Annotated in this window: 18 protein-coding genes and 1 pseudogene; 9 read left to right on the top strand and 10 right to left on the bottom strand. The window is 70.7% G+C overall.

Annotated elements, in window-relative coordinates; genetic code table 11:
* The first annotated feature begins 52 nt into the window (after positions 1 to 52).
* A complete protein-coding gene (locus BIU95_RS12740) occupies positions 53 to 1,531 on the top strand; it encodes an NAD-dependent succinate-semialdehyde dehydrogenase (RefSeq protein ID WP_071251890.1) in 1,479 nt (492 codons plus the stop codon).
* A 52-nt stretch (positions 1,532 to 1,583) separates the two neighbouring features.
* Here BIU95_RS12740 and BIU95_RS12735 read toward each other — a convergent pair whose 3' ends face one another.
* The 10 genes and pseudogenes from BIU95_RS12735 to BIU95_RS12690 form a co-directional block, all read right to left on the bottom strand.
* Complete coding sequence (locus BIU95_RS12735) at positions 1,584 to 3,437, bottom strand: ABC transporter ATP-binding protein (protein WP_017888717.1); 1,854 nt, start codon at positions 3,435 to 3,437, stop codon at positions 1,584 to 1,586.
* A 7-nt stretch (positions 3,438 to 3,444) separates the two neighbouring features.
* Positions 3,445 to 3,645: a helix-turn-helix domain-containing protein gene (locus tag BIU95_RS12730; protein WP_197068648.1), complete on the bottom strand. Its 201-nt coding sequence runs from the start codon at positions 3,643 to 3,645 to the stop codon at positions 3,445 to 3,447.
* 330 nt (positions 3,646 to 3,975) lie between these two features.
* Positions 3,976 to 5,355: an MFS transporter gene (locus BIU95_RS12725; RefSeq protein ID WP_071251843.1), complete on the bottom strand. Its 1,380-nt coding sequence runs from the start codon at positions 5,353 to 5,355 to the stop codon at positions 3,976 to 3,978.
* Between the two features lie 219 nt (positions 5,356 to 5,574).
* Positions 5,575 to 6,204: pseudogene (ribA, locus tag BIU95_RS12720) on the bottom strand (GTP cyclohydrolase II); the annotation flags it as partial.
* A 29-nt stretch (positions 6,205 to 6,233) separates the two neighbouring features.
* Complete coding sequence (gene ribD, locus BIU95_RS12715; protein ID WP_081612386.1) at positions 6,234 to 7,313, bottom strand: bifunctional diaminohydroxyphosphoribosylaminopyrimidine deaminase/5-amino-6-(5-phosphoribosylamino)uracil reductase RibD; 1,080 nt, start codon at positions 7,311 to 7,313, stop codon at positions 6,234 to 6,236.
* Between the two features lie 91 nt (positions 7,314 to 7,404).
* Positions 7,405 to 7,959 (bottom strand): GNAT family N-acetyltransferase, encoded by a 555-nt coding sequence (locus BIU95_RS12710; RefSeq protein ID WP_071251842.1) that lies wholly within the window; start codon positions 7,957 to 7,959, stop codon positions 7,405 to 7,407.
* Positions 7,960 to 7,961: 2 nt separating this feature from the next.
* Positions 7,962 to 8,972: a tryptophan--tRNA ligase gene (gene trpS, locus BIU95_RS12705; protein ID WP_071251841.1), complete on the bottom strand. Its 1,011-nt coding sequence runs from the start codon at positions 8,970 to 8,972 to the stop codon at positions 7,962 to 7,964.
* Positions 8,973 to 9,013: 41 nt separating this feature from the next.
* Positions 9,014 to 9,856: an exodeoxyribonuclease III gene (locus BIU95_RS12700; protein ID WP_071251840.1), complete on the bottom strand. Its 843-nt coding sequence runs from the start codon at positions 9,854 to 9,856 to the stop codon at positions 9,014 to 9,016.
* A 128-nt stretch (positions 9,857 to 9,984) separates the two neighbouring features.
* Positions 9,985 to 10,257 carry an HPr family phosphocarrier protein gene (locus BIU95_RS12695; RefSeq protein WP_017888725.1) on the bottom strand — a complete coding sequence of 91 codons (273 nt, stop codon included), beginning with the start codon at positions 10,255 to 10,257 and terminating at the stop codon, positions 9,985 to 9,987.
* Between the two features lie 69 nt (positions 10,258 to 10,326).
* Positions 10,327 to 11,097: a DeoR/GlpR family DNA-binding transcription regulator gene (locus tag BIU95_RS12690; RefSeq protein ID WP_017888726.1), complete on the bottom strand. Its 771-nt coding sequence runs from the start codon at positions 11,095 to 11,097 to the stop codon at positions 10,327 to 10,329.
* Positions 11,098 to 11,348: 251 nt separating this feature from the next.
* Here BIU95_RS12690 and ptsP point away from each other — a divergent pair, with 251 nt between their 5' ends.
* From ptsP to BIU95_RS12650, 8 genes are all read left to right on the top strand, one after another.
* On the top strand, positions 11,349 to 13,007 hold the full coding sequence (gene ptsP, locus BIU95_RS12685) for a phosphoenolpyruvate--protein phosphotransferase (RefSeq protein WP_017888727.1): 1,659 nt from the start codon (positions 11,349 to 11,351) through the stop codon (positions 13,005 to 13,007).
* A 67-nt stretch (positions 13,008 to 13,074) separates the two neighbouring features.
* On the top strand, positions 13,075 to 14,622 hold the full coding sequence (locus BIU95_RS12680; protein ID WP_071251839.1) for a PTS mannitol transporter subunit IICB: 1,548 nt from the start codon (positions 13,075 to 13,077) through the stop codon (positions 14,620 to 14,622).
* An 88-nt stretch (positions 14,623 to 14,710) separates the two neighbouring features.
* On the top strand, positions 14,711 to 15,148 hold the full coding sequence (locus tag BIU95_RS12675; RefSeq protein WP_017888729.1) for a PTS sugar transporter subunit IIA: 438 nt from the start codon (positions 14,711 to 14,713) through the stop codon (positions 15,146 to 15,148).
* Positions 15,145 to 16,302 (top strand): mannitol-1-phosphate 5-dehydrogenase, encoded by a 1,158-nt coding sequence (locus tag BIU95_RS12670; protein ID WP_071251838.1) that lies wholly within the window; start codon positions 15,145 to 15,147, stop codon positions 16,300 to 16,302. The genes BIU95_RS12675 and BIU95_RS12670 overlap by 4 nt, the downstream gene beginning before the upstream one ends.
* A 90-nt stretch (positions 16,303 to 16,392) precedes the next feature.
* A complete protein-coding gene (locus BIU95_RS12665; protein ID WP_071251837.1) occupies positions 16,393 to 17,325 on the top strand; it encodes an NADP-dependent oxidoreductase in 933 nt (310 codons plus the stop codon).
* Positions 17,326 to 17,428: 103 nt separating this feature from the next.
* Positions 17,429 to 17,974 carry a DUF805 domain-containing protein gene (locus tag BIU95_RS12660; protein WP_017888732.1) on the top strand — a complete coding sequence of 182 codons (546 nt, stop codon included), beginning with the start codon at positions 17,429 to 17,431 and terminating at the stop codon, positions 17,972 to 17,974.
* Between the two features lie 82 nt (positions 17,975 to 18,056).
* Positions 18,057 to 18,623 carry a DUF805 domain-containing protein gene (locus BIU95_RS12655; protein WP_017888733.1) on the top strand — a complete coding sequence of 189 codons (567 nt, stop codon included), beginning with the start codon at positions 18,057 to 18,059 and terminating at the stop codon, positions 18,621 to 18,623.
* Entirely contained in the window at positions 18,620 to 19,144 is a 525-nt protein-coding gene (locus BIU95_RS12650; RefSeq protein ID WP_071251836.1) for a DUF805 domain-containing protein, read from the top strand. Before BIU95_RS12655 ends, BIU95_RS12650 begins: the two co-directional genes overlap by 4 nt.
* Positions 19,145 to 19,277: the final 133 nt, after the last annotated feature.

Here is a 19,277-nt window from a genome sequence, read left to right as displayed (position 1 = left end):
AACCACCACGAACGACACCCCCACCACCGACGCCGCGGACGACGCGCGTCTCGTGACGACCGTCGGGGACGAGCACGTCCGCGTCCAGGGCGTCCCCACCGGCCTGTTCATCGGCGGCACCTGGCGTGCCTCGTCGAGCGGGTCCACCTTCGCCGTGCACGACCCGTCGACCGGCGCCGTGCTGGCCGAGGTCGCCGACGCCAGCGCCGAGGACGGCATCGCCGCGCTCGACGCCGCGGCCGCAGCGCAGGAGTCCTGGGCGGCCACGGCCCCGCGCACGCGTTCCGACATCCTCCGCCGGGCCTTCGACCTGGTGCACGAGCACACCGACGACCTGGCGGCCCTCATGTCGCTCGAGATGGGCAAGCCCCTGGCCGAGGCCCGGGGTGAGGTCGTCTACGGCGGCGAGTTCCTGCGCTGGTTCTCGGAGGAGGCCGTCCGCATCACCGGCGACTACCGCACGAACCCCGAGGGCACCGGCCGGGCGATCGTGCTGAAGCGTCCGGTCGGCCCCGTCTACGCCATCACGCCGTGGAACTTCCCGCTCGCGATGGCGACCCGGAAGATCGGCCCAGCGCTGGCCGCCGGTTGCACCGTGGTCGCGAAGCCTGCCGACCTGACCCCGCTGACGACCCTGTTCCTGGTCGAGCTGTTCCGCCGCGCGGGGCTGCCGGACGGTGTGCTCAACGTGATCCCGTCGAGCGACGCCAAGGGACTGTCCGGACCGATCATCGCCGACCCGCGCCTGCGCAAGCTCACGTTCACGGGCTCGACCCCGGTCGGGTCGGCACTGCTCAAGCAGGCGGCCGACAACGTGCTCAAGACGAGCATGGAGCTCGGCGGCAACGCTCCGCTGCTCGTGTTCGACGACGCCGACCTCGACACGGCTGTGGACGCCGCGATGCTCGCGAAGTTCCGGAACACGGGCGAGGCCTGCACCGCTGCGAACCGGTTCTTCGTGCAGGACGGCATCGCCGACGCGTTCGTCGCAGCCCTCACCGCGAAGGTCGACGCACTGCGCGTCGGCCGGGGCACCGAGGACGGCACGACGCTCGGACCGCTCATCGACGACCGCGCCGTGGACAAGGCCGCCGGGCTCGTCGACGACGCCGTCGGCCGGGGTGCGCGGCTCGTCACCGGCGGGCACCGGATCGACCGTCCGGGCACGTTCTACGAGGCGACGGTGATCGACGACGTGCAGCCCGGCTCGGAGATCATGACGACGGAGATATTCGGACCGGTCGCGTCGGTCACGCGCTTCAGCACCGAGGACGAGGGCATCCGGCTCGCGAACGACACCGAGTACGGCCTCGTCGCGTACGCCTTCACGACCGACTTCCGGCGTGGTCAGCGGCTCGCCGAGCGCCTGGAGACCGGCATGCTCGGCCTGAACACGGGCGTCGTGTCGAACGCGGCGTTCCCGTTCGGCGGCGTGAAGTCGTCGGGCCTCGGTCGTGAGGGGGCACACGAGGGCATCGAGGAGTACCTCGAGACCGTCTACGTGCTCACCCCGGACCCGTTCGCCGCCTGAGCCTGCGCGTGGTCCCACGGTGCGGCCGCGGTGGACGCGGCCGCACCGACGCTCACACCAGCAGCTGGTGCTTCGCCAGGTCGCGGTAGAGCGGGGTCGACTGCACGAGCTCGGAGTGCGTGCCGCTGCCCACGACGCGGCCGCGCTCGAGCACGACGATCACGTCGGAGTCGACCACGGTCGACAGCCGGTGGGCGATGACGAGGAGCGTGCGGTCTTCGGCGACGGCGTCGATCGCGAGCCGCATCTTCTGCTCGTTGACCCCGTCGAGGGACGACGTCGACTCGTCGAGCAGCAGGATCGGGGGAGCGGCGAGCAGCGCACGGGCGATGGCCAAGCGCTGCCGTTCCCCGCCGGAGAGCATCACGCCGTCCTCACCGACCTGCGCGTCGAGGCCGCGGGGGTCGCGGTGCAGGACCTCGCCGAGGTTGACCGCCTCGAGCACGCGGACGCAGTCGTCCTCGGTGGCGTCGGGCGACCCGAGCAGCAGGTTGGCGCGGATCGTGCCGGCGAGCACGGGTGCGTCCTGCTCGACGTAGCCGATCTGGGCACGGAGCTCGTCGCGGTCCATGCCGCGCACGTCGATGCCGCCCAGGCGGATGACGCCGTCGGTGGGGTCGTAGAACCGCTCGATCAGCGCCAGGGTCGTCGACTTGCCGGCACCGGACGGACCCACGAGTGCGACGCGCGACCCGCGCGGCACGCGGAACGACACGTCGTGGAGCACCACGTCGTCGACCGGTCGCTCGTCGTCGACGCGATCCGGGCCTCCTGGGTGATCCGCGGCGTCGGACGCGACCGCGCCGTCGGCACCCGAGGCGTCCGCCTGGCCGCGGTACCGGAACGACACGTGCTCGAACGCGATGGCGTCGTCGGTCGCGACCGCCGCAGCCGGCCGGACGGACGCGTCGTCCTGGGACTCGGTCGGCAGGTGCAGGATCTCCTCGATGCGGCCGAGGGCGCCGAGCGCCTGGGCGACGGCGACGACCGCGCCCATCGCCTGGCCGAGCGGCATGATCATCATGAAGAGCAGCAGGATGAACGTGATGAGCGTCGCGATGGTGATGGTGCCGGCCGCGACCTGCGCGCCGCCGACGCCCAGGACGGCGATGAACGCGACCTGCATGACGATGCTCGCGACGGGGACGACGAAGGCGGACATCTTGGCGATGTCGAGCCCCCGCTTGTACGCCTCGGTCGCGTGGCCGTCGACCTCGTGCACCTCGCGCTCGGTCGCGCCGGCTGCACGGATGGTGCGGACCGCGCCGATCCCGCGTTCGACCGCGGCGGTGAGGTCGCCGACCTTCTCCTGCGCGCGCTTCGACGCGACCCGGATGCGACGGCTCAGTCCGCCGACGACGACGATCGCGACCAGGACGATGACCACGACGATCACGAGCAACAGCGGGTCGATGACGGCCATCGCGATGACGGCGCCGACGAACGTCAGCGCGCCGCCGATCGACTCGATGAGCCCCTGGGTCAGGACGGCGCGCAGGAGCGTGGTGTCGCTGCCGACGCGGGACACCAGGTCGCCGGTGCGGCGGGTGTCGAACTCCGAGATGGGCAGGTTGAGGATGCGCGCGATGAGCTTGCGGCGGGTGGAGAGCACCACGCCCTCACCCGCGCGCTGCAGCAGGAAGTGCTGCACGCCGTTCAGCACGCCCGCGATCATGACGAGCCCGACCAGCAGCCACACGAGCGTGCTGAGGGTGTTGCCCTGCTGCACCGCCGTGATCACCTGGTTGACCAGCAGCGGCTGGGCGAGCGACGCCCCCGCGCCGAGGACGCTCAGCACGATGATGACCACCATCGCGGGCTTGTTCTCGAACAGGTAGGACAGCAGGCGACCGAACGTGGCGCGGGGGCCGTCGGAGGTCTTCGGGCGTGCGAAGGGGAAGCTCATCGTGCTCCTAGTTTCTGCCGTACTTCTTGTGCACTGCCTGTCGGCTGACACCGAGCAGCGTCGCGATCTCCTGCCACGATGCGCCGGCGGTGCGTGCACGGCGTGCGGCGAGTTCCTCGGCCCGGTCGAGCTCACGACGCAGCTCCCGCACGCTGGCGAGGGCGGAGAACGGGTCGTCCCCCGAGGCTCCGGCCGCGAGGCTCGTGATGGTCGGTCGGTCCACGCCTGTCAACGTACATTGACGCACCGACACTCGTCAATCTGGGTTGACGAGTGCCGGGTGAGGTGCGCAGACGCCGGCGTCTTCGTTCGACGCCGTCACTCGCGCGAGACGCCGCCGGATTCGGCGGCGTCTCGGCGGGCTTGCGGTGCCTTGCCGGTACGACGGCGTGTTGCGCGGGGCGCGAGGCACGCACACGACGGACGGGAGGCCCGGTGCCAGCTGGCATCCCTCCCTCGCAGGCTCGGTCGGCGCACCCCGCGCAACGCTTCGCGTCGCTGCTGAGCGGGGGCCTCCCGTCCCTCAGGTGGTCGCCGATCAGGCGTCGGCGATGTCCTTCGACTTCGTCTCGCGCACGAAGAGCAGCGCGACCAGCGTCACGACCGCGGCGATCGTCAGGTACAGGCCGACGAGGAAGATGTCGCCGTCCGGCCGCCAGAGCGCCAGCGCGACCGTCGGCGCGAGCGACGCACCGAGGATCGACGCGACGTTGTAGGCGATGGCCGAGCCGGTGTACCGGACGTTCGTCGGGAACAGCTCGGGCAGCAGCGCACCCATCGGGCCGAAGGTCAGACCCATCAGGGAGAGCCCCACGATGAGGAACGTCACCACCGTGATCGGCCCGCTCGACGCCGCGAACCAGAACTGGAACGTCAGGCCGAACAGCGCGATGCCGATCGTGGTCGGGATGAGGGTCTTGCGGCGGCCGAACCGGTCGGCGAGCAGGCCCGCGATCGGCGTGAAGATCCCGAAGAACACGACGCCGATCATCAGCAGCGTCAGGAACTCACCGCGGGAGTACCCGAGACCGACCTTCGGCACGAGCGCACTGTTCACGGTGCCGGTGGTGCCGTACTGCAGGGTGAACGTCGTCAGGAAGTAGAAGAGCACGTAGGTGGCGACCATGCCGAAGGTGCCGACGATGACGGCCTTCCACGAGGTGCGGAACACCCGGCCGAGCGGGACCTTCGCGACCGTGCCGGACTCCTGCACCCCGCGGAACACCGGCGACTCGACGAGCTTGAACCGCACGTACAGACCGATGATGACGAGCACCGCGGACAGCAGGAACGGGATGCGCCAGCCCCACGCCTGGAAGTCGGCGTTCGGGGTGCCGTCGGCACTGGCGGGCATCGCCGCGTTGATGGCGATGAACAGGCCGTTCGCGAGCAGGAAGCCGATGGGGGCACCGAGCTGCGGCATCGAGCCGAACACGCCGCGCTTGCCCTTCGGCGCGTTCTCGGTCGCGAGCAGCGCCGCACCGGACCACTCGCCGCCGAGGCCGACGCCCTGGGTGAAGCGCATCACGGCGAGCAGGACCGGAGCCCACACCCCGATGGTGTCGAACGTCGGCAGGCAGCCGATCAGGAACGTGGCCGTGCCCATCACGAGCAGCGACGCGACGAGGGTGGTCTTGCGGCCGATCCGGTCACCGAAGTGCCCGAAGATGATCGACCCGACCGGCCGGGCGAAGAACGCCAGGGCGAAGGTGACGAACGACGACAGCTGCGAGGCCGTCGGGTCCTCGTTGGGGAAGAACAGCGTGGGGAAGACGAGCACCGCGGCGGTCGCGTAGACGTAGAAGTCGTAGAACTCGATCGACGTGCCGACGAGGCTGGCGATGACGACGCGGGAGCGCGGGTTGCCGGCGGGGGCCGGAGCGGAGGTGGGCGTTGCGGGTGCCGGAGCGGCGGTCATGACAGGGCGGGGTCTTCCGTGCTGCGTGCTCCCGGGGGAGAGCACGAGGGTCCGGACGGCGGACACCGATCGGTTCGCGCGGGGTGGCGCGGGCACCGATCGGGTGCGTTCGGCTGAGGGGGACCGCTTGTGACGGAAGCCCGATCATACGACAGATGTCGTCTGGCTGCGAATCAGCCCAGAGTCAGCTGGTCGCGGCCGTCCGTTGCCCGTGCGCGCTCAGGCGCCGGCGCCGGCCCCGGCTTCGAGGTGCTCGGGCAGCTGGTGGCCCATCCGGTCGCGCTTGGTGTCGAGGTACCCGGCGTTCTGCGCCGAGATGCCGACGACGAGCGGCACGAGGGAGTCGACGGTGATGCCGTGCTCCTCGAGCTGGCGGCGCTTCTCGGGGTTGTTCGACAGCAGCCGGACGCGGGTGATGCCGAGGTCGGCGAGGATGCCCGCGGCACCGCCGTAGGCACGGGAGTCCGCAGGCAGCCCGAGCGCGAGGTTGGCGTCGAGCGTGTCGAGACCGTCTTCCTGCAGGCGGTAGGCCTTGAGCTTGTTGATGAGACCGATGCCGCGGCCCTCGTGCCCGCGCAGGTAGATCACCACGCCGCCCTCGGCCGCGATGGTGTCGAGCGCCGCGTCGAGCTGGGGGCCGCACTCGCACTTCAGCGAGCCGAAGGCCTCGCCGGTCAGGCACTCGGAGTGCACGCGGACGAGCGCGCCGTCGGCGGGCAGCGAGCCGTCGGGCAGGGCGCCGATGATGGCGACGTGCTCCGCGCTCGTGACGAGGTCGCGGTAGGCGCGCATCTGGAAGGTGCCGTGGGTGGTCGGCACGTTCGTGGACACCTCGAAGTGGACCGGGCTCCCCGGCGTGGGTGAGGTCAGCGCGTCGGTCATGTGGTGCTCCGGTCGTTCGTGGGCCCGTCGTTCCCGAGCCCGGATGTCGCGTCGTGCTGCCGCTGCAGCTGGTGGTCGTGGTGCTGTGTCCGCTGCGGCCGGGCTCGGACCAGCAGGTCGGGGCCGAGGCTGGTGGTCGATAGTACGTCCAACCGGCGACGGTCGGAGATGCTTCCCACGCCCAGGTCGCCGAGGGCCACTCGGGGACCGCCGAGCAGGACCGGGGCGATGTACACGAGGTACTCGTCCACGAGTCCGGCGGCGATCAGCGCCGAGGCGACCGTCGGACCCCCTTCGACGAACACCGAGTGCACGCCGTGTCCACGCAGGGCTCCGAGCGACGTGGCCAGGTCGTGTCCGGGCAGGGCGATGAGTCCGCGCGGGTGCCGGCGGACCGCGGCGTCGTCGGGCACCGGGCGGTCGCCGAGCACCACGGCGAGCGGCTGGTCGGCGAGCAGCTCGCCGGCGTCGCCGCGGGCGGTCAGACTCGGGTCGTCCGCCAGGACGGTGCCGGTGCCGACGAGGATCGCGTCGTGGGCGGCACGCTGCTCGTGGACGTGCTGGCGGGCGGCGGCGCCGGTGATCCACTTGCTCGTGCCGTCGGCAGCGGCGGCACGCCCGTCGAGGCTGGACGCCCACTTCACGGTGACCCACGGGCGACCGAGCCGCACCGACAGGAGCCACCGTTCGAGGAACGCTTCGGCCTGGTCGGCCAGGACCCCGGAGACGACCTGGACCCCCGCTGCGCGCAGTCGGTCGGCGCCGCCGTGCACGTCGGCTCCGGGGTCGTCGATCGCGTACACGACCCGGGCGACTCCGGCGTCGAGCAGTGCCACGGCACAGGGGCCGGTGCGACCGACGTGGTTGCAGGGCTCGAGGGTGACGACCGCTGTCGCGCCGCGGAGCAGCGCCGGGTCGACCTTGGCCATCGCGTCGACCTCGGCGTGCGGGGTCCCGGCGCCCTTGTGCCAGCCCTCGGCGAGGACCTCGCCGGTGGGGGACAGGATCACCGCGCCGACGCGTGCGTGGTCGCCGACAGCGGGTCCGAGGGCCGCGAGTTCGAGCCCGCGGCGCATTGCCCGGACCTCGGTGGGTCGTGCCGTGTCGCTCACGGGCCGAGCCTACCGGCGGCATTCGGGTGACGCGTCACCATGGTTGTGAGCGTGTTCAGACGACGGGCAACGGGAGGTCGGAGGCAGGTGCGCCGTCGGCGCGTCGGAGCGCCGTCCACGCCGCCGTGGGGCCCCCGTCCCGGTCCGGCACACGGGCTTCGCCGCGGCCGGTGTACGAGAACCCGGCCGCACGGGCGACAGCCGCCGACGCTGTGTTGCCCTCGTAGCACTCCCAGTAGACGTCCGGGGCGCCCTGCTCGAGCGCCCAGTCGACGACGAGCCGGACAGCGTCGTGCATGATCCCGGCGCCGCGCGCGGACGGCGCGAGCCAGAACCCGAGGTCGCGGCCGGCGGTGCGGTAGCTGATGATGCCCGCGAGCCACGTCGAGCCGGCGGGCCTGATCGCCCAGGTGTACTCACGGTCCGAGGCCCAGCCCGGGCCGACGAGCGCGTCGACGAAGGTGCGGGCGTCCTGTTCGCGGTACGGGTTCGGGACCGTGGTCCACCGGACGATCTCCGGGTCCTGGCAGGCTTCGGTGATCGCCGCGGTGTCGGCGCGGGTGGGCAGGTCGAGCCGGACGCGCGCCGACTCGAGCGTGACGGGCTGCACGCTCAGCCGCGCGACCGCGGGACGAACCCGATGCGGTCGTAGACGCGGGCCAGGGTGTCCTGCGCGATGGACTCGGCACGGTCGGCACCGACGGCGAGCAGGCGGTCGAGCTCGGCCGGGTCGTCGAGCAGTTCGAGCGTGCGGGCGCGGACCGGTTCGAGCTCGGCCACGACGGCGTCGGCCACCTCGCCCTTCAGGTCGCCGTAGCCCTTGCCGGCGAACGACTCCTCGAGCGCGGCGATCGACGTGCCGGTGAACGCCGACAGGATCGACAGCAGGTTCGTCACACCGGGCTTGGCCTGGCGGTCGGCCCGGATCTCGCGCTCGTCGTCGGTGACGGCCGACTTGATCTTCTTCGCGGTGCGCTTCGGGTCGTCGAGCAGGCGGATGAGGCCGTTCTCCGACGCTGCGGACTTGCTCATCTTGCTGGTCGGGTCCTGCAGGTCGTAGATGCGCGCGGTCTCGGTCAGGATCCGCGCCTCGGGCGTGACGAAGGTGTCGCCGAACCGCGAGTTGAAGCGTCCGGCCAGGTCGCGGGTCAGCTCGACGTGCTGTCGCTGGTCGTCACCGACCGGCACGACCTTGGTGTCGTACAGCAGGATGTCGGCGGCCATCAGGATCGGGTAGGTGAAGAGCCCGACCGACGCCGCCTCGGCGCCCTGACGCGCCGACTTGTCCTTGAACTGGGTCATCCGGCTCGCCTCGCCGAAGCCGGTCAGGGTGTTCAGCACCCAGGCGAGCTCGGCGTGTGCGGGGACGTGGGACTGCACGAACAGCGTCGCCTTCGACGGGTCGATGCCCGACGCGATGTACTGCGCGGCCGTGGCCCGGGTGTTCGCACGGAGCTCGGCAGGGTCCTGCGGGGACGTGATCGCGTGCATGTCGACGACGCAGTAGATGGCGTCGTAGTCGTCGAGCAGAGTCCTCCATTGCATGAGTGCCCCGACGTAGTTGCCGAGGTGCAGCGAGCCGGCGGACGGCTGGATGCCCGAGAAGATGCGGGTCTTGGTCATGGTGGTGCTCCGGTGCGTCAGGTGAAGCGAGAGAAGAGGGGTCAGAGTTCGTAGTCGACGACCACGGGGGCGTGGTCGGACCATCGCTGGTCGTACGCCGCAGCGCGGTCGACCGTGTACTCCGTGACCTTCGCGGCCAGGTCGGGCGTCGCCATCTGGTAGTCGATGCGCCAGCCCGTGTCGTTGTCGAAGGCCTGACCGCGCCACGACCACCACGTGAACGGCCCGTCGACGTCACCGGCCTGGGCGCGACCCACGTCGACCCACCCGAGGCCGGGACCCGTGGAGCCGTCGGCGCCGTCGACGGGCTCGCCGTCGGCACCGAAGAACCGCGAGAAGTAGGCACGCTCGCGCGGCAGGAAGCCGGCACGCTTGACGTTGCCCTTCCAGTTCTTGATGTCGCGCTGGTCGTGCCCGACGTTCAGGTCACCGACGACGACCGCGAGCGGGTTGTGTGCCCGGAGTGCGGGCAGCCGCTCGGTCATCGCGTCGAGGAACTTCCACTTCTCGTCCTGCTTGGGGGTGTCGACCTCGCCCGAGTGCACGTACGTCGAGACGACGGTCACGGTGGTGCCGCCGATCTCGTAGTCGGCTTCGAGCCACCGGCCGGCGGAGTCGAAGTCGTCCGGTCCGAGCGCGACGCGGTGGATCTGCGCCGAGTGTCGGGACGCGATGGCCACGCCGGCGCGACCCTTCGCGGTCGCCGGGTCGTGCACGATGTCCCACTCGTCGCCGAGCAGCGCCGTCAGGTCGTCGCTCGACGCGCGCACTTCCTGCAGGGCCAGCACGTCGACGTCACGGGTGGCGAGCCAGTCGCCCATGCCCTTGCGGAAGGCGGCGCGGACGCCGTTCACGTTGACGGATGCGAGGCGCAGGCGTGTCATGCAGAACACCTTATCGGCGGGTGCCGACAGCCCTGGACGCCCCCGACGGACGGACGGGAGGCACGGTGCCAGCTGGCACCGTGCCTCCCGTCCGTCTGGTGGTCGCGTGCAGGACGCGACCTGCGCGATCAGGCCGCGTCGTGGTCCGTCCCGAGGAACTCGACCAGGCTGTCCGCGGTGGTCTCGGCGTCGTCGCCCGAGACGGTGAGGGTGACCTCGTCGCCGTGCTCGATGCCGAGTCCGAGCAGGGCGAGGATGCTGCCGGCGTTCCCGGACTTGTCGCCCTTGGCGATCGTGACCTGGTGCCCCGACGCCGTCACGGTCTGGACGAAGAGGGAGGCGGGGCGAGCGTGCAGGCCGGATGCGCTGGCGACGGTCACGGTGCGGGTGGCTTCGGACATCGATGTACTCCTGTCGACGGGTGGTTGGCTCATGCTAGCGAGCGCTGGGTGGGCGGGAACGGGGCACGGTCAGGCTCGGCCGGGCCAGAAGACCTCGGTGCCGGCGGCCTCGACCTCGCGGACCAGGTCGAGGTTGACGGCGGGGTCGGTGATGATCGTGTCGATCGCGGCGAGCGGGGCGACGCGTCCGAACTCCTCGCGGCCGAACTTGGTGTGGTCGGCGAGCAGGATGCTCCGCCGTGCGGACTTGATCATCGCGCTCTTCACGGCGGCCTCGGCCACGTTGTGGGTCGTCAGGCCGCGCTCCGGCGTGATGCCGTTGATGCTGATGAAGGCGACGTCGACGCTGACCATGCCGATGAGCTGGTGCGTCCACGTGCCGACGCCGGCCAGCGAGTCGCTGCGGATGTTGCCGCCGAGCAGGTGCAGGTCGAGGCCCGGGCGGTTCGCGACGGCGGTGGCGACCGGCAGCGAGTGCGTGACGACCGTCAGGCCGCGGTCGGTCGGGAGCATCTCGGCCAGGCAGATGGTCGAGGTGCCGGCGTCGATCATGATCGAGCCGTTCTCGGGCAGTTCCGCCAGGGCGGCCTCGGCGATGACCATCTTCTCGGTCTGGTTGATGCCGCCGCGGTCACCGACGCCGGGGTGCAGGGTGATGCGCTCGACCGGGATCGCGCCGCCGTGCGCGCGCCGGACGAGGCCGCGGCGCTCGAGGCTCGTCAGGTCGCGGCGGATGGTCTCGGGCGTGACGGCGAGCAGCTCGGCCAGGTCCTTGACGTCCACCCGGCCCTGCGCGCGCGCCTGCTCGACGATGCGCTGGTGGCGTTCTGGTGCGTACATCGGACCTCGTCGTCTCGGGTCGGAACGGAACGGACATGTTCGGGCGCGACATCCGTGATGTCGGTGCCGTCGGTCGATCCGCCAGACGCAAACGGGCATCTGTTTCTGTATTTTTATCCCCGGATGTGTTTGTTTGTCAACGCTGATCGGGGTAGTGTGCTGATCAGCCGCACGGGCGTGGTCTGTTCCCGTGTCGCGTGCACCGAACGATCCACCCCACCGCAAGCGCGTGTGAGATGAAGGAGTCTCGAATGTCCGAACTGCTCGGCACCGGCGTCGGCCGTGGCGTCGCCCACGGCCCCGTGCTCCGGATGGCTGACCCGCTCGGCGAACCGTCGAAGGACGCCCTGGTGGGTTCTGCGGACGACGCGAAGCAGGCCGTGCACGACGCACTCGCCGCCGTGGCGGACGACCTCAACAAGCGCGGACAGCTCGCGGGTGGCGACGCCCAGGCCGTGCTCGAGGCCCAGGCGCTGATGGCGCAGGACCCCACGCTGCTCGACGACGTGCACGCCCGCATCGACGGCGGCACGAACGCCGAGCGTGCCGTGTACGAGGCCTTCGCACAGTTCCGCGACCTGCTCGTCGGCATGGGTGGCTACATGGGGGAGCGCGCGGCCGACCTCGACGACGTCGCCCAGCGCATCATCGCCAAGCTCCGCGGCGTGCACGCCCCCGGTGTCCCCGAGTCGGACACCCCTTTCGTCCTCGTCGCCCGCGACCTCGCACCGGCCGACACCGCCCTGCTCGACCTCGACAAGGTCCTGGCGCTCGTCACCCGTGACGGCGGCCCGACCTCGCACACCGCCATCCTCGCCCGTGCCAAGGGCATCACCGCAATCGTCGGTGTGACCGGTGCGGACGACCTGGTCGACGGCCAGTCCGTCGTGGTCGACGCCATCGCCGGCACGGTCGTGACCGACCCCGACGCCGCACTGGTCGCGGACGTCGAGCGCCGCATCGCCGACCGCCTCGCCGCCGCAGCGGCACCGCTCACCGCCGGTGCCCTCGCCGACGGCCACGTCGTGCCCCTGCTCGCGAACCTCGGCAGCCCCGCCGACGCCGCCGGCGCCGTTGCTCTCGGTGCGGAGGGCGTGGGGCTCTTCCGCACCGAGTTCCTCTTCCTCGACTCGCCGAAGGCCCCCACGGTCGACGAGCAGACCGAGTCGTACCGCCAGCTCCTCGCGGCGTTCCCCGGCAAGAAGGTGGTCGTGCGTGCGCTCGACGCCGGCGCCGACAAGCCGCTGCCGTTCCTCACCGACAAGGACGAGGAGAACCCCGCCCTCGGGCGCCGCGGTCTCCGTGCCCTGCGGAACCACCCCGAGGTCCTGCGCGACCAGCTCACCGCGCTCGCCCAGGCCGACGCCGCGACCGAGGCCGACCTGTGGGTGATGGCCCCGATGGTCGCCGACGCCGAGGAGACCGAGTACTTCGTCACCCTGGCGCGTGAGCTGGGCATCCGCACCGCGGGCGTCATGGCCGAGGTGCCGTCGCTCGCGCTGATGGCCGACCAGGTGTTCCAGAACGCCGACTTCGTGTCGATCGGCACGAACGACCTGACCCAGTACACGATGGCCGCCGACCGCATGCTCGGCACCGTCGCGTCCTACCAGGACCCGTGGCACCCCGCCGTCCTGCGCCTCGTCGCGCAGCTCGGCACCGCGGGCGCGACCGCCGGCAAACCCGTCGGGATCTGCGGCGAGGCAGCAGCCGACCCGCTGCTCGCCGTCGTCCTGGTCGGTCTCGGCGCCACCACCCTCTCCATGACCCCCGCGGCCCTGGCCGACGTGCGCGCCGAACTCGGTCGCTACACGCTCGAACAGGCCCGCGAGATGGCGACGGCGGCACTCGCCGCGAGCACGGCGGCGGCCGCGAAGTCCGCTGCCGCGTCCGCGGTGCACGCCGCCTGACCCACCACTCCCAGCACCACCCTCCCAGCACCACGCAGCAGCTCCACCACACAGAAAGTCACCGCACATGACAACGTCGTCCGTTGCAGCGCCCGACGCACCCGCGAAGTCGCGGGGCGGCGCACGCGTCGCCGTTCAGAAGTTCGGCACGTTCCTCTCCGGCATGGTCATGCCCAACATCGCGATCTTCATCGCGTGGGGCATCATCACGGCCTTCTTCATCCCGGACGGCTGGACGCCGGTCGCAGCCCTCGGCGGGTCCCGCGACGGCAGTGTCGTGGGTGTCGTCGGCCCGATCCTGACGTACCTCATCCCGCTCGCGATCGCGTTCCAGGGTGGCCGCATGGTCTACGAGACCCGCGGTGCAGTCGTCGGCTCGATCTTCGCGATGGGCGTCATCCTCGGCTCTGACTCGACGATGATCCTCGGTGCGATGATCTGCGGGCCGCTCGGTGCGTACATCATCAAGCAGCTGGACCGTCTCTGGGACGGCAAGATCAAGCCGGGCTTCGAGATGCTGGTCAACAACTACGCCGCCGGCATCCTCGGGTTCGGGTTGTTCCTGGCCGGGTTCTTCTGGCTGTCGAAGGTCTTCACCGGGATCGCGACCGCACTGGGTGCAGCCGTCGAGTTCCTGATCAACCACTCCCTGCTCCCGCTCGCGAGCGTCTTCATCGAGCCGGCGAAGGTGTTCTTCCTCAACAACGCGATCAACCACGGCGTGCTCGACCAGCTCGGCGTGGACCAGGTCAAGGAGTCGGGCAAGTCGATCCTGTTCCTGCTCGAGGCGAACCCCGGCCCCGGCCTCGGCCTGCTGCTGGCGTTCACCATCTTCGGTGTCGGCATCGCTCGTTCGACCGCCCCCGGCGCGATCATCATCCAGTTCTTCGGCGGCATCCACGAGATCTACTTCCCGTACGTGCTGCAGAAGCCGGTCATGTTCATCGCGGTGATCCTCGGTGGCGGCACGGGCGTGCTGACGAACGTCATCTTCAACTCCGGCCTGACGGCACCTGCGTCCCCCGGGTCGATCTTCGCGGTGTTCCTGAACACGCCGCGGGACAGTTTCCTCGGTGTCATCCTGTCGGTCGTCCTGTCCGCGGCAGTCACGTTCGCGGTCGCGTCGTTCTTCCTCCTCGCCACCCGCAAGCGTGACCGCGAGATGGGCAACGACGGCGACATGAGCGCCGCGATGGCGAAGCTCCAGGCCAACAAGGGCCGTGACGTCAACTCCGCGACCGCCGGCCTGCTCGGCAACAACTCCCCGGCCAACGAGGAAGAGGCCGAGGCCTCCCTCGGCGGCGTCGGCTCGGCGAGCACGGCGACGGCGACGAAGGTCCAGAACCTGGTCTTCGCCTGCGACGCCGGCATGGGCTCCAGCGCCATGGGCGCCAGCGTCCTGCGCAACAAGATCAAGAAGGCGGGCATCGAAGGGGTCACGGTCTCCAACAAGGCGATCGCGAACCTGTCCGGTGACGAGGACCTGATCATCACGCAGGAAGAGCTGACGGACCGTGCGAAGCAGAAGAACCCGAACGCGCAGCACGTGTCGGTCGGCAACTTCATGAACGCGCCGCAGTACGACCAGGTCGTCGAGCAGCTGAAGAACCAGTAACGCCACAACCAGTAACGAAGTGCAGTATCGGAGGGGACGGGGCTGACCCGTCCCCTCCATCACGTCCTCAACACAAGGAGAACCCCCGATGCCCGTCCTGCAGGAGAGCCAGATCCGCATCCACACCGAGGACACCGCGCCGACCAAGTCGGAGGCGATGAAGGAGGCGGCCGAGATCCTCGAAGCTGCGGGCGCGGTCACGGCCGACTACTACCCGGCGATGCTCGAGCGCGAGAAGAGCGTGTCCACCTACATGGGCAACTTCCTCGCGATCCCGCACGGCACCAACGACGCGAAGGACGCCATCAAGTCGTCCGCCCTGTCGTTCATCCGTTACGCCAGCCCGATCGACTGGGACGGCAACCCCGTGCGCTTCGTCGTCGGCATCGCCGGCGTGAACAACGAGCACCTCGACATCCTGTCGAAGATCGCGATCGTGTTCTCCGACGAGGACGAGGTCCAGAAGCTCACCGACGCCGCCGACACCGCCGCGATCCTGGCGATCCTCGGCGAGGTCAACGAGTGAGCACCAGCACCGCCGTCCACTTCGGCGCCGGCAACATCGGCCGTGGCTTCGTCGGGCTCCTGCTCCACCAGGCCGGGTACGAGGTCGTCTTCGCCGACGTCGCCGCCCCGCTCATCGACGCCCTGGCCGCAGCCGACTCGTACACCGTGCACGAGGTCGGGTCCGGCGCCCAGGACCACGAGGTCACGGACTTCCGCGCACTGAACAGCGCGCAGGACGAGGACGGCGTGGTCGCCGAGATCGCGACGGCCGCGATCGTCACGTGCGCCGTCGGCCCGAACGTCCTGAAGTTCATCGCCCCGGTCATCGCACGCGCGCTGGTCGCCCGTGACGCGGACGCCGCACCGATCGCCGTGATGGCGTGCGAGAACGCCCTGAACGCCACGGACCGCCTGCGCGAGTTCATCGTCGCTGCCCTGCCCGAGGACGGCCGCGACGCCGCCCTGGCGAAGGCCGTGTTCGCGAACACCGCCGTCGACCGCATCGTGCCCGCGCAGCCCGAGGGCGGCGGACTCGACGTGACCGTGGAGACCTACTTCGAGTGGGCCATCGACCGCACACCGTTCGGTGGGAACGAGCCGGAGATCCCCGGCGCGCACTACGTCGACGGCCTCGCCGCCTCGATCGAGCGCAAGCTCTTCACGGTGAACACCGGACACGCCACCGTCGCGTACCACGGCTTCGTCGCCGGGGCCGACAAGATCTCGGACGCCATCGCGATCCCCGCCGTGCGCTCCGAGCTCGAGTCCGTGCTCACTGAGACGAGCGATCTGCTGGTCCGCCGGCACGAGCTCGACCCCGAGGTGCACCGCGCCTACGTGCAGGCGATCATCGGCCGGTTCGAGAACCCGCACCTGCCCGACACGGTGACCCGCGTCGGCCGACAGCCGCTCCGCAAGTTGTCGCGTGACGAGCGGTTCGTCTCGCCCGCCGCAGCGCTGGCCGAAGACGGCACCGAACCGACCGCGCTGCTCGACGCGATGGCCGCTGCGCTCCGCTTCGACGTCGCGGACGACGAACAGAGCCTCGAACTGCAGGCTCTCCTCGCATCGGACACGTCGGACGCCGACGTGGCCACGCAGATCACCGGTCTCGGTGCGGAGCACCCGCTGCACGCCGCGTTCGCCGACCGGATCCGGTCCGCACGCGCCTGACGACGTCAGCACCGACGAACGGGAGGCCCGTCACCAGCTGGTGACGGGCCTCCCGTTCGTCCCGGGGCCGCGACGCGTAGCGTCGCCCGCATGACGAAGCACTGGGTGGCCCCACGGTTCGGCGGCAGCGAAGTCCTGGAGTACGTCGACACCGAGGTGCCGGCGCCCGGTCCCGGCGAGGTCACGATCGCCGTCCGCGCCGCCGGCATGAACCCTGCTGACACGAAGCACACCCGCCAGGGAGACCCCGCGGACCTGCCGATCGCCGTCGGGTACGAGGTCGCCGGTGTCCTGTCCGCCGTCGGCCCCGACACCGAGATCGCGTCCGGCGGGGGAGCGGTCGGCGACGAGGTCCTCGCCTTCCGCATCAGCGGCGGCTGGGCCGAGTCGGTCACGGTGCCCGCGGCCGACGTCTTCGCGAAGCCCACCGCGCTCGGTTTCGCGGAGGCCGCCAACCTGCTCCTCGCCGGCTCGACCGCCGCCGACATGCTCCGCGTCACCCGCGCCGAGGGGCGCGACACCGTCCTGGTGCACGGCGCCTCGGGCGCGGTCGGCGTCAGCCTGCTCCAGCAGCTGCGGCTGCTGGGCACGCGCGTCATCGGCACCGCGTCGGAGCGTGGTGCGGACGTCGTGCGACGCTTCGGTGGCGAATGGGTCGCGTACGGCGACGGCCTGGAGGCGCGTGTCCGTGATCTCGCCCCCTCCGGCATCGACGTGGCACTGGACTGCGTCGGCACCGACGAGGCCGTCGACGTCTCGCTCGCGTTGGTCGCGGACCGGTCACGGATCGTGACGATCGCCGCGCAGGCGCGGGCCGCATCGGACGGTATCGCCGCCGTGGGTGGGGCGCAGCCGGCCAGCAAGGCGTTCCGGGACTCGGTGCGGCAGCGGCTCATCGACCGCGCCGGTGCCGGAGGGCTCGAGGTCCCGGTCGCGCGGACGTTCCCGTTGTCCGAGGCGAAGGCGGCGGCGGAGTTGCTGGAGTCCGGGCACCCCGGCGGCAAGCTCGCCCTCCTGCCCTGACGCGAGACCGAGCCGGGTGTCGTCCCCGCGGATGACGCTCGCCGGCTCGGGGGAGTGCCACACTCTGTGTGGACCGACAGCCCGCGCCGGAAGGAACGCACGCATGAGTGACCAGTACCCACCCAGGGACCCGTACGGGCAGCAGCCGGGGCAGTCCGGCCAGCAGCCGTGGGGGCAGCCGGGTCAGCAGCCTCCAGGGCAGTACGGGCAGCCCGGTCCGGGTCAGCCGAGTGGTGGGAGATCCGAGCCGCCGCTCTGGGCGCCCTGGTACGGCATCCCCTTCCCCCAGGCGTTCCTGCGGTTCTGGAAGAAGTACGTGCGCTTCGACGGTCGGGCCAGCCAGTCGGAGTACTGGTTCTGGGCGCTGTGGTACCTGATCGGGTCGGCGGCCGCCGGCATCATCGGCAGCGGGTTCGACGTGTTGCCGTTCGTCAACGACGGCTCGGACGGACTCGGCAGCCTCTGGAGCCTCGCCTGCGCCCTCGGGTTCATCGCGTTGACCGTACGCCGGCTGCACGACGTGAACCTCAGCGGCATGTTCGCGCTGTTCTTCATCATCCCGCCCATCGGCATCCTGTTCTCGTTGATCATCGGCCTGATGTCGACGAACCCGCAGGGGCAGCAGTACGACCGGCCGCAGCAGGGGTAGCGCAGCGGATCGGCCCTGCCGCCCGCTCGGGAGTTCTGGTTGACTCGGACATGTACATCAGCCAACACTCGAGGGGGACCACGTGAGCGACCAGTACCCGCAGGATCCGAACAACCAGCCGAACGCCCAGTTCGGTGGCACGCCGCAGTACGGCCAGCAGCCGCCGACCGGGCCCGACGGGGAACCGCCGCTGTGGGCACCGTGGTACGGGATCTCGTTCGGCAAGGCCGTCGGCCGCTTCTTCAAGAAGTACGCGACCTTCAGCGGTCGCGCCAGCCGGAGCGAGTTCTGGTGGTGGTACCTGGCCAACGGGATCATCGGCATCGTCCTCGGCATCCTGTACGGCATCGGCATCGCCACCTCCGAACGCTCGACCGTGTCGATGTCGACTGCGACGTCCACCAGCGTCCAGTCGACCGTCACCGAGCCGTCCGCCCTCTTCGTCATCGTCGGCATCGTCGCCCTGCTCTGGGGCCTGGCGATCATCGTCCCGACGCTCGCCCTCGGCTGGCGCCGACTGCACGACGCGAACCTCCCCGGTGCGCTGTGGATCATCGCGCTCTTCGTCGGCATCGTCGGCATCGTCTTCGGTCTGCTGCCCTCGAACCCGCAGGGCGCGCGGTACGACCGTCCGCAGGGTGTCCGATGACCGAGAGCACGCAGCAGTGGACGCCCGCGGAGCAGACCGGTCAGTCGACCGGCGCCGCGGGCGTCCCGCCGCGATGGGCTCCGTGGTACGGCATCTCGTTCCCGAAGGCCATCGCCCGCTTCTTCGCGAAGTACGCCACGTTCAGCGGTCGTGCGAGTCGGAGTGAGTTCTGGTGGTGGTTCCTGGCGAACACGATCGTCACCGGGGCCCTGGTGACCATCGGCGCCGTCATCCGCCTCACCACGCTCAACGCCCGGACGGTCGACTACTACGGCACTGCGTACCAGGTGGTGGACCCGGTCCCGCCGATCTTCTGGGTGGTGCTCGTCCTGCTGGTGCTCTGGGGCCTCGCGACCCTGGTGCCGTCGCTCGCCCTGGGCTGGCGACGCCTGCACGACGCGAACCTGTCCGGTGCACTGTGGATCATCGCGCTGTTCATCGGCGTCGCCGGTGTCGTCTTCGGACTGCTGCCGTCGAACCCGCAGGGCGCTCGGTACGACCGTCCGGACACGAGCCGATGAGCAACGACGGGACGCCGCAGTGGGGCCAGCCGGGCGGCGACCAGCCGCAGGGGCAGCCCGGGTACGGGCAGCAGCCTGGGTACGGGCAGCAGCCGGGCTACGGGCAGCAGCCCGGGTACGGGCAGCAGCCTGG

Origin of the sequence: Curtobacterium sp. MCBA15_007 (genome assembly GCF_001864905.1) — a bacterium.
Taxonomy (GTDB): Bacteria; Actinomycetota; Actinomycetes; order Actinomycetales; family Microbacteriaceae; genus Curtobacterium; species Curtobacterium poinsettiae.
Note: the sequence above shows the minus strand (reverse complement) of the source record. Positions and strands in the feature narration are given on the sequence as shown.

What these genes read in the sequence shown, in the direction of transcription:
- BIU95_RS12735 (WP_017888717.1), bottom strand. Translation starts at nt 3,437, where the DNA reads ATGAGCTTCCCCTTCGCACGCCCGAAGACCTCCGACGGCCCCCGCGCC.
- BIU95_RS12725 (WP_071251843.1), bottom strand. Translation starts at nt 5,355, where the DNA reads ATGACCGCCGCTCCGGCACCCGCAACGCCCACCTCCGCTCCGGCCCCC.
- ribD (WP_081612386.1), bottom strand. Translation starts at nt 7,313, where the DNA reads ATGCGCCGCGGGCTCGAACTCGCGGCCCTCGGACCCGCTGTCGGCGAC.
- trpS (WP_071251841.1), bottom strand. Translation starts at nt 8,972, where the DNA reads ATGACCAAGACCCGCATCTTCTCGGGCATCCAGCCGTCCGCCGGCTCG.
- BIU95_RS12700 (WP_071251840.1), bottom strand. Translation starts at nt 9,856, where the DNA reads ATGACACGCCTGCGCCTCGCATCCGTCAACGTGAACGGCGTCCGCGCC.
- BIU95_RS12695 (WP_017888725.1), bottom strand. Translation starts at nt 10,257, where the DNA reads ATGTCCGAAGCCACCCGCACCGTGACCGTCGCCAGCGCATCCGGCCTG.
- BIU95_RS12690 (WP_017888726.1), bottom strand. Translation starts at nt 11,097, where the DNA reads ATGTACGCACCAGAACGCCACCAGCGCATCGTCGAGCAGGCGCGCGCG.
- ptsP (WP_017888727.1), top strand. Translation starts at nt 11,349, where the DNA reads ATGTCCGAACTGCTCGGCACCGGCGTCGGCCGTGGCGTCGCCCACGGC.
- BIU95_RS12680 (WP_071251839.1), top strand. Translation starts at nt 13,075, where the DNA reads ATGACAACGTCGTCCGTTGCAGCGCCCGACGCACCCGCGAAGTCGCGG.
- BIU95_RS12675 (WP_017888729.1), top strand. Translation starts at nt 14,711, where the DNA reads ATGCCCGTCCTGCAGGAGAGCCAGATCCGCATCCACACCGAGGACACC.
- BIU95_RS12665 (WP_071251837.1), top strand. Translation starts at nt 16,393, where the DNA reads ATGACGAAGCACTGGGTGGCCCCACGGTTCGGCGGCAGCGAAGTCCTG.
- BIU95_RS12660 (WP_017888732.1), top strand. Translation starts at nt 17,429, where the DNA reads ATGAGTGACCAGTACCCACCCAGGGACCCGTACGGGCAGCAGCCGGGG.
- BIU95_RS12650 (WP_071251836.1), top strand. Translation starts at nt 18,620, where the DNA reads ATGACCGAGAGCACGCAGCAGTGGACGCCCGCGGAGCAGACCGGTCAG.